This window comes from Allokutzneria sp. NRRL B-24872, from assembly GCF_002155965.1.
In the GTDB taxonomy this organism is placed as follows: Bacteria; Actinomycetota; Actinomycetes; order Mycobacteriales; family Pseudonocardiaceae; genus Allokutzneria.
In genome coordinates this window covers 1-13667 of sequence record NZ_MUMH01000019.1, presented here as the reverse complement: position 1 = coordinate 13667, position 13667 = coordinate 1, and the positions used below count along the sequence as shown (strand labels likewise).

Annotated in this window: 12 protein-coding genes; 3 read left to right on the top strand and 9 right to left on the bottom strand. The window is 71.0% G+C overall.

The window, feature by feature from the left end; genetic code table 11:
- Nucleotides 1–67 precede the first annotated feature (67 nt).
- Together CCN37_RS05615 and CCN37_RS05610 are read right to left on the bottom strand one after the other, a co-directional pair.
- Nucleotides 68–1045: an SDR family NAD(P)-dependent oxidoreductase gene (locus tag CCN37_RS05615; protein WP_086819584.1), complete on the bottom strand. Its 978-nt coding sequence runs from the start codon at nt 1043–1045 to the stop codon at nt 68–70.
- A gap of 151 nt (nt 1046–1196) precedes the next feature.
- Nucleotides 1197–2030: a glutamate ABC transporter substrate-binding protein gene (locus tag CCN37_RS05610; protein WP_086819583.1), complete on the bottom strand. Its 834-nt coding sequence runs from the start codon at nt 2028–2030 to the stop codon at nt 1197–1199.
- A 121-nt stretch (nt 2031–2151) separates the two neighbouring features.
- Here CCN37_RS05610 and arcA point away from each other — a divergent pair, with 121 nt between their 5' ends.
- The gene (gene arcA / locus CCN37_RS05605) at nt 2152–3372 is read left to right on the top strand and encodes an arginine deiminase (RefSeq protein WP_086819582.1); all 1221 of its coding nucleotides are present in this window, start codon (nt 2152–2154) and stop codon (nt 3370–3372) included.
- 154 nt (nt 3373–3526) lie between these two features.
- On the opposite strand, the gene CCN37_RS05600 is transcribed toward arcA, so the two are convergent.
- Together CCN37_RS05600 and CCN37_RS05595 are read right to left on the bottom strand one after the other, a co-directional pair.
- Nucleotides 3527–6406 carry a hypothetical protein gene (locus CCN37_RS05600; RefSeq protein WP_086819581.1) on the bottom strand — a complete coding sequence of 960 codons (2880 nt, stop codon included), beginning with the start codon at nt 6404–6406 and terminating at the stop codon, nt 3527–3529.
- Between the two features lie 220 nt (nt 6407–6626).
- Nucleotides 6627–7403, bottom strand: coding sequence for a hypothetical protein (locus tag CCN37_RS05595; protein WP_086819580.1), 777 nt, complete (start codon nt 7401–7403; stop codon nt 6627–6629).
- Nucleotides 7404–7698: 295 nt separating this feature from the next.
- On the opposite strand from CCN37_RS05595, the gene CCN37_RS05590 reads away from it, so the two are divergent.
- Nucleotides 7699–8241, top strand: a complete 543-nt coding sequence (locus CCN37_RS05590; RefSeq protein ID WP_086819579.1) for a ferritin — start codon at nt 7699–7701, stop codon at nt 8239–8241.
- 73 nt (nt 8242–8314) lie between these two features.
- Here CCN37_RS05590 and CCN37_RS05585 read toward each other — a convergent pair whose 3' ends face one another.
- From CCN37_RS05585 to CCN37_RS05565, 5 genes are all read right to left on the bottom strand, one after another.
- Nucleotides 8315–9019 carry a hypothetical protein gene (locus CCN37_RS05585; RefSeq protein WP_086819578.1) on the bottom strand — a complete coding sequence of 235 codons (705 nt, stop codon included), beginning with the start codon at nt 9017–9019 and terminating at the stop codon, nt 8315–8317.
- A complete protein-coding gene (locus CCN37_RS05580) occupies nt 9016–9510 on the bottom strand; it encodes a SigE family RNA polymerase sigma factor (RefSeq protein WP_086819577.1) in 495 nt (164 codons plus the stop codon). The genes CCN37_RS05585 and CCN37_RS05580 overlap by 4 nt, the downstream gene beginning before the upstream one ends.
- An 82-nt stretch (nt 9511–9592) precedes the next feature.
- Nucleotides 9593–10288: a hypothetical protein gene (locus CCN37_RS05575; protein WP_086819576.1), complete on the bottom strand. Its 696-nt coding sequence runs from the start codon at nt 10286–10288 to the stop codon at nt 9593–9595.
- A gap of 136 nt (nt 10289–10424) precedes the next feature.
- The gene (locus CCN37_RS05570) at nt 10425–11378 is read right to left on the bottom strand and encodes a DUF5926 family protein (RefSeq protein ID WP_086819575.1); all 954 of its coding nucleotides are present in this window, start codon (nt 11376–11378) and stop codon (nt 10425–10427) included.
- A gap of 20 nt (nt 11379–11398) precedes the next feature.
- Complete coding sequence (locus CCN37_RS05565) at nt 11399–12271, bottom strand: glycerophosphodiester phosphodiesterase (protein WP_371503632.1); 873 nt, start codon at nt 12269–12271, stop codon at nt 11399–11401.
- A 41-nt stretch (nt 12272–12312) separates the two neighbouring features.
- Here CCN37_RS05565 and CCN37_RS05560 point away from each other — a divergent pair, with 41 nt between their 5' ends.
- Nucleotides 12313–13551 carry a cytochrome P450 gene (locus CCN37_RS05560; protein WP_086819574.1) on the top strand — a complete coding sequence of 413 codons (1239 nt, stop codon included), beginning with the start codon at nt 12313–12315 and terminating at the stop codon, nt 13549–13551.
- The last annotated feature ends 116 nt before the right edge of the window (nt 13552–13667 follow it).

Sequence of the window (13667 nt, the reverse complement as noted above, 5' to 3'; positions counted from 1 at the left end):
GGAGCGGTCTCTTGGGTGGGGGGCAAGGAGTGTCCGCTCCGCCCGCCGGAAGCCGATGGGCAGGCAGCTAGCCCGATCGGCCGGAAGTGATCTGACTGGGCGGAGCCAGACCACTTGGCGAGGGAAGTCCAACCACGTCGTAGTAACGCATTCTTTCCGGCCGGTATTCATGTCCGGGTTGAATACCCGTCGCAAAGAACAGTTCGTCAATTCGACCGACGAGTTCGTCAGCGCTCCACCTCAGGGAGCCCGCCGTGATTTCCGCAGCCGACACGCAGGACTGGTAGATCTCGACATTGCTTTCCTGGACGCCGAACACCTTCCCGCTGATGTAAGCGGAGGCTTGCGACACCAAGAATGCCACCAGGGCGGCGCAGTTGTCGAGGGTAAAAAGTTCGAAGTCACCACCGGCAACTCCCGACACGTCCCGGCTCTCACCGGAACGGGGCAACGCGGCAAAGTTTCGGGTTCTGCGCACCGGGGCGACCACATTACTGGTGACGCCGAAAGGTGCCATTTCCATGGAGACGATCGCCGAGAGGGAACTCAACGCGAGTTTCGCCGCGCCGTAACCCAGGTAGCCGTCGCGCCCGCCGAAGCCCAGCGCGGGCGTGGTGTGCGCCATCCGGCCCGGTGTTCGCGAGTCCCGCCAGTACCGGCAGACCGCGCGGGAGGGCTCGCAGCCGCCGTTGACGTAGCCGCGCACCACCTCGTCCCACTCGGTGTCGGCTGCTCGGGGGCCGTTGCCGGTCCGCAGGTCGTCGGCGTTGTTGACCAGCGCGTCGAGCCCGCCGAAGTGCTCGGTGGCCACCCGCACGAGCCGCTCGGCGACCCGGGAGTCGGTGACGTCGCCGTAGACGGGGGCGGCGCGACCGCCCTCCTCGGCGATCTCCCCGGCGACCGAGGTCGCGGCTTCCGGCACCATGTCGGCCACGACGACCGCGGCGCCTTCCCTGGCGCATTCCAGCGCGATCGCTCTGCCGAGGCCGCGACCGGCTCCGGTCACCACCACGACGTCGCGTTCCAGAACGCCCCTGCCGCTCATGTGTCGCAGAGTAGCCGCGAAAGTCCCCACTTCACCCGGAGGTGGGACAGTTTCACGCTCTGGTCGCAAGAGGAGTCAAACCCTGGGTTGACCAGGAGTACGTCTGACGTGGGTGGACAAAGGCGCAGGCGGAAATGCCGGGCGCCGCGACTCAGGGGTTCTCGGCGACCTGGGGTGGTTCAGGAATCTTGTACCCGGATTTGCCGACGCTGTCGGAGACGATCCGATTCCAGCTGCCATCGGAGATCATCTTCCGCAAAGCCGCGGTGATCTTGCCCAGCCGCTCGTCGCCCTTGCGCACGCCCACTCCGTAGCGCTCGGTGGAGAACGGCTTTCCCACCAGCTTGAACTTGTCCGGCTGCTGGGCGGCGTACCCGGCGAGGATCACGTCGTCGGTGGTCAGCGCGTCGAGGTCGCCGCGCTCCAGCGCGCTCAGGCACTCGCTGTAGGAGGAGAACTGCTCCAGCGTGACGCTGCGCGCGTAGGAGTCCTTGACCCGCTGGGCGGGGGTGGAGCCGGTCACCGAGCACAGCTTCCAGTCGCTGTAGTCCAGCGACTCCGGCCCGGTGATGTCGCTGTTGGCCTTGCGGACGAGCAGCGACTGCCCGGCGACGAAGTACGGCCCGGCGAAGTCGACCTTCTGCTTGCGGGCGTCGGTGATGGAGTAGCTGGCCGCGATCATGTCGACCTTGCCCTGCTCCAGCATGGCCTCGCGATCGCCGGAGCGGGCCTCGACGAAGGTGATGTTGCCGGGGTGCACACCCAGCTCGCGCGCGATGTAGCGGGCGACCTCGACGTCCAGGCCCTCGAAGGCCCCCGACGCCGTGCGCAGGCCGACCCCGGGCTGGTCGAACTTGATGCCGATGGTCAGCTTGGGGCCGTTGGGCGGCGGCGGTTCCTCGGCGGGGCCTGAGGAGCCGAACACGCCGCACCCGGTGACCGCCAACATCGTCAGCGCGACCGACAGCGCACGGAACTGACGCATTTGTGCAGACCCCTCCGCAACGTTGCGCGGGCGGCCCTGCCCACGCCGTTCGGAGGCTACCCGAACGGATGAATGTTGCACTTCGCGGCCGTCGCGGCGGGCGTTGGTTAGTCTCCGCCTCGTGACAGCTCCTTCCAGCGCGACGGCGCTCGGCGTCGACAGCGAGGTCGGTCCGCTGCGGACCGTCCTGCTGCACCGGCCGGGTGACGAGCTCAAGCGCCTCACCCCGCGCAACAACGACCAGCTGCTCTTCGACGGCATCCCGTGGGTGGACCGGGCCCAGGCCGAGCACGACGCCTTCGCCGAGACCCTCGCGGGTCGCGGTGTCGAGGTGCTGCTGCTGGCCGACCTGCTCGGCGAAGCGCTCGCCGACGGCAGGGCCCGCGCCGCGGGCGTGCACTCCGCCGTCGACGAGCGGCGCCTCGGCCTCGACCTGGCCGACGCGCTGCGCTCGCACCTCTCCGGGGTCGACGCGCGCACCCTCGCCTCGGTGCTGATGTCCGGGATGACCTTCGAGGAGCTGCCCTCGGCGGAGGGCGCCTCCCTGGTCCGGCGGATGCACCACCCCAACGACTTCGCGGTCGACCCGCTGCCGAACCTGTTGTTCACGCGGGACTCGTCGGTGTGGGTCGGCGACCGGGTGGCGATCACCTCGCTCGCGCTGCCCGCGCGGCGGCGGGAGACCGCGCTGACCGACCTGATCTACGCCTACCACCCGAGGTTCAGCCACAGCGGGCGCGCGTACGGGGCGCACTCCGCTCCGCTGGAGGGCGGCGACGTGCTGCTGCTCTCCCCCGGCGTGCTCGCGGTCGGCGTCGGCGAGCGCACGACGCCCGCGGGCGCGGAGTCCTTCGCGCGGTCGGTGTTCGCGGACGGACTGGTGCACACGGTGCTGGCGGTGCCGATCGCGCAGGAGCGGGCGACCATGCACCTGGACACCGTGTGCACGATGGTCGACCGGGACGCGGTGGTGATGTACCCGGCGGTGCGGGACACGTTGTCGGCGTACTCGATCCGCCCAGACGGCTCGGACGGCGTGAAGGTGACCGGTCCGGAGCCGTTCCTGGAGGCCGCGGCCGAGGCGATGGGCATCGAGCGGCTGCGAGTGATCGACACCGGGCTCGACCCGGTCACCGCCGAGCGCGAGCAGTGGGACGACGGCAACAACACGCTGGCGGTGGCGCCGGGCGTGGTCGTCGCCTACGAGCGCAACGTCGAGACCAACGAGCGCCTTGAGCACGCGGGCGTCGAGGTGCTGCGGATCTCCGGCTCCGAGCTGGGTTCCGGCCGTGGCGGACCGCGCTGCATGTCCTGCCCGATGCTGCGAGCACCGCTGAAGTAGTTGCGGCACAACGCAAAACGGCCCCGGAACGTCTGTGACGTTCCGGGGCCGCCTGGTTTGCAAGTGCCAGTCTGAGGAGGATTGACCGGGTTAGGAGCGCCCGCCCCTGGTTGCACCCACAGTGGGGCGGGCGTCCTGATTCAGTTGGTCAGCCTCAGCCCTTGAACATGCGCAGCATGTCGATCATGCCGAGCGCGGGGGCGCCGCCGACCTCGGGCAGCTTGGGCAGCGCGGGCAGCTTGGGCAGCTGCACCAGGTCCGCCGGCAGCGGGAGGGCGTTGGTCGCGGCGCGCGACTGGCCGCCGAAGGGCAGCTTGGGCAGCTCAACGGCACCCAGCAGCTTCGGGTCGGTGACGGGGACCAGCGCCTGGGCGGGCTCCTCGCCGACGATCACCGAGGTGGCGTGGTCGCCGCTGGCCAGCGCCTGGCCCAGCACCCGCACCGGGATGTCGAAGACCTGGACGCCCGCGCCGACCGGCACGACCGCGTCGACACCGGAGAGGCCGTGGCCGCTCGTGGTGGTGGCGCCGCCGACGACCGACTCCAGCGTGCTGTCCGCGACACCGGTGGCGTTGCCGGCCGGGGCACCGACCGCGTTGCCGAAGACCTGGCCAACCGGGCCGAGGGGCAGGTGCACGATGTTGCCCGCGACCGCGCCGTTGTCACCGGCGGTGGCGCTCTCGCCACCGGCGCTGACGGCGGTCACGTTCGAGCCGAGGCCGTCGTTGACCGCGGCGGCCGCGACGGCGTCGCCGAAGACCTGGACCACGGGGCCGACGGCCGGGTTGACGACGTTGCCCGCGAGGGCGCCGCCGGTGCCGTCAGTGGCGGTGGCGGAACCGGTCTCGGAGATCACGTCGTTGGTGGCGGCGGCGGAGTTGTTGGTGGCCGCGCCGACCGCGTTGCCGAACAGCTGCACCGCACCGGCCAGCGGCACCCACGCCACGTTGCCGGAAACGGCCGCGTTGCTGCCGTCGGTGCTGTTGGTGCCACCGGACATCGAGGTGATCGCGTTCGCGGCCTCGGCGTCCAGCTTCGACGCGGCGCCAACGGCGTTGCCGAACAGCTGCACCGGCGGGGCCAGCGACGGGTCGACGATGTTGCCGGCGAGGGCGCCGTCGGTGCCGGCGGTGGCGTGGTCGCCACCGGCCTTGGTGTCGGTCAGGTTGCTGGCGGTGGTGCCCGCGTTGCTGGCGACACCGGCCGCCATGCCGAACACCTGGGTCGCGCCGGAGAGCGACGGGACGACCGTGTTACCGGTCAGCGCGCCTTCCTCGCCACCGGTGACGGTGTCGCCGCCGGAGGTGGAGACGACCTCGTTGGAGGCCAGGGCGTCGGCGTGGGTGCCGATGCCACCCGCGATGCCGAAGACCTGGGTCGGGCGGGCGATCGCCGGGTGCACGACGGTGCCGGCCAGCAGGCCGTCCTTGCCGTACGCCTTGACGATGCCGCCGGCCTTCACGTCCGCGGCGTTCTCGACCGTGGAGTCGGTGTGCGAGAGCACGCCACCGGAGACGGCGAAGACGTCGAACGGACCGGCGACGGTCGGGGCGACCGCGTTGCCGCTGACCACACCGGCGTCGTCGTCGGCGTTGGTGTCGCCACCGCTGTTGCTGGTGCGGTCGTTGGTCACGTGGGTCTCGACGTTGGAGAGCACGCCGCCCGCGCCACCGAAGACCTGCGGCAGGGCCGCGACCGAGGGCTGCAGCACGTTGCCGGAGACCAGGGCCTCGTTGCCGGTGCTGCCGGTGTAGCCGCCCGCGGCGACGTCGACCGTGTTGTTCTGCTGCGCGTCGCCGTTGAGCAGCACGCCCGCGACGTTGCCGAGCGCGCCGGCCGGGCCGGTCACGTTCGGGGCGGCCACGGTGCCGGCGACGACGCCGTTGTCACCGTTGGAGAAGCGGTCGCCACCGGCGACCGAGGAGATGACCTGCTCGTCAGCGGCGTCCACGTTGGACACGGCGCCGACGGCGTTGCCGACCAGCTCGACGGGCAGCGCGGCGGCCGGGGAGACCAGCGTGCCGGCGATGACGCCCTCTTCACCCGAGGTGCGGGTGACGCCGGTGGCGGAGACGTCGGTCGAGGAGGTGTTGTCCGCGTCCGCGTTCACGAGGACGCCGCCGCCGTTGCCGGAGGCCACGACCGGGCCCGCGACGAACGGAGCGACCAGGTTGCCCGCGAGGATGGCGTCCTCACCGGTGGTGGTGCGGTCGCCACCGGCCTCGGCGCACAGCTCGGTGGTGGAGTTCGAGTCGGGCAGGCTCAGCACCGCGCCGAGCGCGTTGCCGTTGACCTCGATGGGCAGCGCGGCGGTGGGGGCAACGATGTTGCCGGCGCCCGCGCCGTCCTCACCGGTGGTGGTGATGTCGCCGCCGGAGGAGGCGCCGACCTTGGACTCGGAGTTGGTCTCGGCGCCGGAGAGCACCGCGGCCAGGGCGTTGCCGGTCACCTGCACCGGCACGGCCAGCTGCGGGGAGACGACGTTGCCCGCGAGCGGGGACTCCTCGCCCGAGGTGGAGATCGGGCCACCGGTGGCGGCGTTGACCTCGGAGGAGCTGTGGGTCTCGGCGCGGCCGGCGATCGCGGCGATCGCGTTGCCGGAGATGTCGACCGGCAGGGCGATCTGCGGGGCGACGACGTTGCCCGCGACCGGGTGCTCGGAGCCGTCGGTCTCCACGCCGCCGCCGCTGCTGGCGGAGGTCACGGAGCTGCTCTGGGCCTCGGCCTTGCCGCCGAGGACGGCGATCGCGTTGCCGGTCACGTTGACCGGGACGACGACCTCGGGCTGGACGGTGTTGCCGCGCAGCAGCTTGGCGCCGTCCTTGCCGACCAGGCCCTCGACGACCGCGGTGGGGTTGATCGAGATGTCGCGCTTGATCGAGGGCAGGTCGACCTTGGTCAGACCGAGCGGGGCGCCGATCTGGTTGCCGTCGATGTTCACCTTGACGGTGATCGTGCCGTCGACCGTGTTGATGGGGCGATCGGGGTTGTCGGCCTCGTGGGCCTGCGCAATCCCGGCACCTAGCATGAACATCCCACCGGTAACAATCGCGGCCCGGATTCCACGCTTCGCCCAGGTGTTCATTATTGTTCCTTTCGTAGTCCCTTGCGGGAAGAAGACAGGCGCCATCGCATGGCAGTGCGGAAATTGGTCGCCTGGACCTGAGAAGTGGTTCTTGGTTCTTCAACGCGACACGGCGAGCGGTCTGGTGCGCTGTTGGCAGACAGCGTCAGACGGCTCGCCGTGCGGGGTTTCAGTCAGGAGTGGTGCCGGGCTGCCGGTGGTCGTCGCCAGCCATCCGCGCCAGCGCATCGGCGCTGATGGACAGCTCGCTCACCACACGCGCACCGGGGGCGTCGAAGCCCACCGCGTGGCTCGGCAGCTGGTCCGCCCGTGCGTCCTCGTCAGAGGAGGCAGTGGTGCTCGAAGGCGCGATGATCGCGAGCTTCGGCATGGGCGAACCGGGGAGCCGGACCGGGTCGGCAGGACGCGGTCCGGACAGGGCGGCATCAGCCGCGGGGGACGTCGCAGCGGGCTGCTGGACGTCGGCCGGCGCGCGCTTGGACAGCGCGGTCGCCGGGGTCTGAGGGGTGTCAACCGGCGCGTCGCCGGAGACATCGTCGCTGAGCAGGGAATCTCCTGCCACAGCTGGGAAGGAGCGAGCGGAGCCCTCCGCCGTCGGCGCGCCGAGCCCGACCAGTCCGGCGAGGCCGGAGACCAGGGGCGCGCTCTGCTGCGGGCGGCCCAGCTCGCGTCCGGTGACGGCGCCGAGGACCTGGCGGACGACTCCGCTCACGGTGCCCTCGACGGCCTTGCCGACCTCGACGACCGGGGCGGTGACGTGCTCGACCACGGGGGTGGCGACGTCTTCCACGGTGTTGACGATCTGCATCACCGGCTCGAAGGCGGCGGCCATGGGCTCGGCCTGGGCACTCGCGGTGCCGGAGGCGATCAGCCAGCTGGCAGCGACTCCGCCGAGGACCAGCGCGGTGCGGGTGAGCGCGCGGCGGACAACGCCGCCTTCGCCCACTCGTCGCGTCTGGTTCCCGAACAAGGAAGTCGCCCTTCGATTAAGGAGCTGAGGGAGTGTTGGGCCAAGTTCTCCAAGGAACTTCTGCCCGACACGAGAGAAGGTGCCACAGAAATGGATCTAGGTAAACCTCGGAGAGTCAAGGTCGCCTCATCGAGTTAACCGCAACCCTTCCCTATACGGGGAGTGAGCACAAGTGCGAGTCACCGACGGTAATGTGAATGCGCTCCGGTTCTCACTATCGAACCAGCTCAGCGGCAGTGGATGCCCGGATCGCGGGGTAGCGTCTGCGCTCATGTCCCCGAACACCACCACGAAGTTCCACGAGCTGCTACGAGCGCAGGTGCGCAACGAGTTCACGGCTTCGCAGCAGTACATCGCCGTCGCGGTCTGGCTGGACGCCCAGGACCTGCCCAGGATGGCGGCGCACTTCTACCGGCAGGCGCTCGAAGAGCGCAACCACGCCATGATGATCGTGCAGTTCCTGCTGGACAACGGCCTGCAGGTGGCGATCCCCGGCGTCGATGAGGTCCGCAACGACTTCACCACCGTGCGCGAGCCGGTCGAGCTGGCGCTGAGCCAGGAGCGCAAGGTCACCGAGGAGATCACCGCGCTCGCCAGGGCCGCCCGCGACGAGGGCGACTACCTCGGCGAGCAGTTCATCCAGTGGTTCCTCAAGGAACAGGTCGAGGAGGTCGCCTCGATGTCCACGCTGCTCACGATCGTGGACCGCGCCGGGGACAACCTCTTCCACATCGAGGACTTCCTCGTGCGGGAGAACGTCGGCGACGGTGGCGGCGACCCGACCGCCCCCTCGGCGGCGGGCGGCGCGGTCTAGCACCGGAGCGCCCCACCGCGACGACGACGGCCGGTCGGTCCACTGTGGACTGACCGGCCGTCGCGCGTCCGGCTCAGGCCGAACAGTCCTCGTCGTTGTCGCTGAAGCGCAGGCTGATCGCCGTGACCTTGGAGTTGTTGAAGTCCACGGTGTAGACGGCCCTGCTGTTGCCGGGCACCGCGGTCTGGGCGCTGCCGGACCCGGAGCTCAGCGCGACCTTGCGCAGCTCGGCGTAGACGATGCCCGCCTGCTCCACCGTCATCCCGGCGCGCAGCCCCTCCGGCGTGCGCGGCGCGTTGCGCGGCAGGACCTCGGCGAGCCCCGCCCTGCGCGAGAGCACCACGGTCCCGAAGCTGGCGCCCGTGGAGTCCAGCAGCTCGTGCGTGGTGCACGCGTGCGCGGCGGCCTGCTGCTCGTCCAGCACGTCCTGCGACACCATGCCGGTCCCGTGCACCTGCTCGCGCGTCATGCCCAGCCGCAGCGCGCCCAACCCGTTGGGTCCCAGCACGGTGGGCAGCGGCTGCTTCGCCTGGGTCGTCGCGGTCGGTGTCGTCGACGCGGCCGGAAGCGCCTGGTCGACGAAGCCGAAACCCGACGCGGCCATCCCCCCTGCGACGCCGAGCACGGCGACGAGGGCACCGCCCCCCACGGCGAGTCCTCGGCGGTTGCGGCGGCGCCTGCGCGCTCCCGCGACGATGGCCCGCTCCGCGACGGGCGTCGGTGCCAGGTCGATCCGCCCGTCCTGGAACATCCGGCGCAGCTCGTCGTCGAGGTTCATCGATCGCCCCCGTCCCCGACGAGGGTGCCCAGTCGCAGTCGCAGCGACGCCATCGCCTTGCTCGTCTGGCTCTTCACCGTCCCCTTGGTGACCCCGAGCGATTCGGCGATCTCGGCCTCGGACAGGCCGTCGTAGTACCTGAGCACGATCACCGCGCGCTGCTTAGGCGGCAACGCCCGCAGCGCCTGCCACAGCGGCTCGTCCTCCAGCCGGTCGTGGTCGTGGTGGATCGAGACGTCCGGCAGCTCGGCGACCAGGTTCTCCTTGCGCGTCCTGCGCCACCGGCTGACGTGCGCGTTCGCCATCGACCGGCGCACGTACGCGATCGGCTCCGCCCCCTTGCGCAGCAGCGTGGCCCAGCGCGAGCCCACCTTCTCCAGCACCGTCTGCACGAGGTCGGCGGCATCGTGCGGGTTGCCTGTCAGCGCGTGCCCGTACCTCAAGAGACCGGGCAGCGCCGCCCGCACGAACTCGCCGAAGTCCTCTTCCATCGTCCCGTCCCCATGAAGCTCCACCCCGCTGACAGCGACTACACGCGCGATAGTGCCGTGCGGTTGCCCCGAGTCGGAGAAGTCAGCGGTAGCAGTTCTGGTCTTTCAGCTCCAACCGAACTTCGGTGAGGACGTCGTTGCGGACGATCACCCAGTAGTTGGCCTTCGGGTTGCCGGGGACGTCGGTCACGCGCTCCCCCACGGCTCCGTGCTTGACCTTGTTGCCGGTGTACACCCGGTTCAGATCGCCCAGCTTCGAGCCGATGCCGATGCCCTCGGGCGTCTTCGCCCCCGGCGTCGCCTCCAGCCGGACCAGGCCGTGCTCAGCGGAGAACAGCAGGGAGTAGTAGCCGTACCGGACGGTCTCGCTCGCGTAGTTGTAGCCGCGGCAGCCGCCATCGGACTCCGGCTTGGAGTTGATCTTGATCAGGCCGGTCGCCACGGCGTCCGCCTCGCTCATGCCCAGCTTCAGCCTGCCGAGGCCGTTCGGGCCGAACGCGGTGTCGTCCGCCGCGGGCTCCGCGGTCTCCGACACTTCGGGCCGGTCCGGCAGCTCGGTCGCGGGCGGCGCCGAAGCCGTCCTGCCGAAGCCGCTCAACGCGATCCCGCCGCTCAGCGCCGCGACCACCGCGACGGCCGCGCCCCCGACCGCGAGCGTTCGCCTGCGGGCGCGCCGTCGATTCGCCCCCCGCAGCACGACCTGATCCGCATCGGGGCGGACCGGCAGGCCAAGGCGCTCGTCGTCGAACAGCCGGCGCAGGTCCCGGTCGAGGCTCATCGCTCACCGCCCTCCATCCATCCCGCCGTGTGTGCCGTCAGGGGGAACACGCGGTGAGATCCGCGAAGGTTGCCTCTGGAAGCCAAAAAGATGCCGGGCGCTCCCCCGAAGGGCGCCCGGCATCCTCAGTTCCACGTCAGCGCAGGGTGACCTGCCTGCCGCGCAGACCGTCCCTGGAGCGGCGCTCGGCGTCGGTCAGCGGCTCGGCGTCGACCGTGGCCAGCGCGGCGTCCAGCCGCTTGCCCAGCTCGGCGACCGGCTGCTCCCACTCCTTGGCGTGCATCTCCCTGTCGATGTCCCAGACGGGCACGAGCAGGCCGTGCGCGCGGAAGCAGCCCGCGTAGCGGGTGTTCTCGCCCAGGTCCAGCTCGCCCTTGGCGGAGAGGCGGGCCATCGCGGCGAGCAGCTTCTCCTCCGGCTCCGGGCGGACCCAGCGGATGTGCGCCTTGTCGCCCGCGTCCACCCAGTAGGCGGCGGTGACCCCGGCGACCCGCTCGGTCGGCATGATCGCCTCGTTGGCCCGCTGGAGGGACAGCGCGACCTCGCCGGTCGGCTCGTCCTCACCGGGAATCCACCACGCGAAGTCGGCGTGCACGCTGACGTCCAGGCCCGCGCCGTCGGCCAGCACGTCCTGCAGCCGGGCCTCCTCGCGCGCGTCGGCGGCCACGGTGAGCACGTCGCCGGGCTCCGCGGTCAGCGCCCAGCGGATCGAGCGGCCGAGGTCGGTGCTGATGTCACCGGAGCGCGTCTGCACCTGCATGCCGACGAACGCCTCGCCGTCGCTGCGGACCAGCGCGGCGGCCGCCATCGGCAGCACGGTGGCCAGCGTGACCTTGCGCTCGCCCTCCTCCTTGAGGGTCAGCGGCGCGGTCGCCGACGGCACGAACTCGCGCAGCGCGATCAGCTCGCACTCGGCCGCGACGCCGTCGAACGGCCGCGTGATGATCACGTCGGCGGGCCCGTAGGACGAGCCGTGACAGGCCTTGTAACGCTTGCCGGAGCCACAGGGGCACGGCTGACGGGCGTTGACCGCACCCTCGACGGCGTCGCTTCCGCGACCCTTGCGCTTGGCCGCTGCGCGCTTTGCCACCGGTCCTCCTCGACCTCGACTCACTTCGGTTTCGCGACCGTAGTCGACCCCTCCCCGGCCAGCAGCGACCGGGTGGCCGAGGGCGAATCCGTTGCCAGGTACCGCACGCCGAGGTCGGCGCACAGCCGAACGTCCTCCGGCTCGTTCACGGTCCAGCAGTAGGTCGGGCGGCCCCGCGCCGCCGCGCGCTCGACGAAGCCCGGATCGGCGCGCAGCTTGCGGATGCCCGGACCGAGGATGTCCGCCCACGGCGGCAGCTTCCTCGGTGGACCCGCGGTCAGCAGCACCGTGGGCACGGCGGGCGCCAGGCGCTTCACCCTGCGCATCGCCGCCGAGGAGAAGGACATGACGACCACCTCGGCGGTGTCCAGGCTGAGCGGGCCGGCCTTGCCGTAGCGGGCCAGCAGCCGCACCAGCTCGCGCTCCACCTGGCCGCCGTAGCGGATGGGGTGCTTGGTCTCCACGAACAACCGCACCGGCCGGTCGTGGTCGGCGACCATCGCCAGCAGCGCGTCCAGGGTCAGCACGCCGATCTCCGGCTCCGCGCCCGACCAGCTCGCGAAGTCCAGCTCCGCCAGCTCGGCGAGGGTGTGCGCGCTGACCGGCCCGGTGCCGTCGGAGGTGCGCTCCAGCAGCCGGTCGTGCACGCACACGAGGTGGCCGTCCCTGGTCAGCCGGACGTCGCACTCCAGTCCGTCCGCGCCGTCGGCGATGGCCAGCTCGTAGGCGGCGCGCGTGTGCTCGGCGCGGTGGGCGGAGGCTCCTCGGTGGGCGACGACCTCGATCTCGGGGTGCACACCGTCGATGGTGCCAGTGCTCCGAGCGGGCGCGAGACGCTCGGCGGCGGCCCACGAGCCGCCCGGAGTGACGGCGCACACCCATAGGTACCGCACCGTTGGACTATCGCAACCTTGGCGACTTACGGTCGGTAATCATGAGCCAGGCATACTCCCGCGACTGGTCGACCGGATCGGATGAACCGCCCTTCGACCCGAGGGACGAGCGGTTCATCCTCAACCCGTACCCGGCGTTCGCGGAGCTGCGCAAGCTCGGCGAGGTGCACTGGCACGGCGGCCTCGGCATGGCCGTCGCGGTCTCGCACTCGGCCTGCTCCTCGGTGCTGCGGCACCGCTCCCTCGGCCGGATCTGGGCGGACGCGCTGCCCGCCGACCGGTTCACGGCGTTCAACCTGCTGCACCGCAACTCGCTGTTGGAGAACGAGCCGCCAACGCACGGCAGGCTGCGCAAGCTCATCTCCGCCGCGTTCGGCCGCGGCCACGTCGAGCGCCTGCGCCCGTGGGTCCGGCAGCTCGCCGAGGGCCTGGTCGCCGACCTCGCCGGGAGCATCGACTCCGACGGGGCCGGTGATCTGCTCGCGCACGTGGCCGCGCCGCTGCCGATCCAGGTCATCGCCGAGCTGCTCGGCGTGCCCGACTCCGACCGCGGTCTGCTCCAGCCCTGGTCGAACTCCATCGTGAAGATGTACGAGTACGGCCTGCCCGACGACCAGCGCGACCTCGCCGAGCGCGCCGCCGCCGAGTTCGTCGCCTACCTCCGCGAGCTGATCGCCCTGCGCCGCCGCCGCGCGGGCGACGACCTGGTCAGCGACCTCGTCGCGGTGACCGACTCCGACGGCGCGCGGCTGACCGAGGACGAGCTCGTCGCCACGGCCGTGCTGCTGCTGATGGCGGGGCACGAGGCCACCGTGAACGTCGTCGGCAACGGCGTGCTCGCCCTGATGCGCCACCGCGACCAGTGGGAACGCCTCGTCGCCGACCCCGGCCTGCTGGAGACCGCCGCCGAGGAGCTGATCCGCTTCGACTCGCCGCTCCAGCTGTTCGAGCGGACCGCCACCGAGGAGGTGGAGATCGCCGGCCACGTGCTCCGCCCCGGCGACAAGATCGCCGCTCTGCTCGGCGCCGCAGCCAGGGACCCGCTCGTCTTCGCCGAGCCCGACCGCCTCGACATCACCCGCTCACCCAACCCGCACCTGGGCTTCGGCATGGGCATCCACTACTGCCTCGGCGCGCCGCTGGCCCGCATCGAGATCGTCGCCGCCCTGGAAGCCCTCACCACCCGGCTGCCGAAGCTGGAACTGGCCGGCGAGCCCCTCCGCCGCACCGAGTTCGTCATCCGCGGCCTCCGCGCCCTCCCCGTCACCACCACCGCTTAGCGGCCGAACTCGCTGAATGACTCATTCAGTCCGGTGAACCACCTGAACGACTCATTCAGGTGGTTCAAGCACCTCAATGACTCGTTCAGTCCGTTCAACGGACCAAACGCGGCATT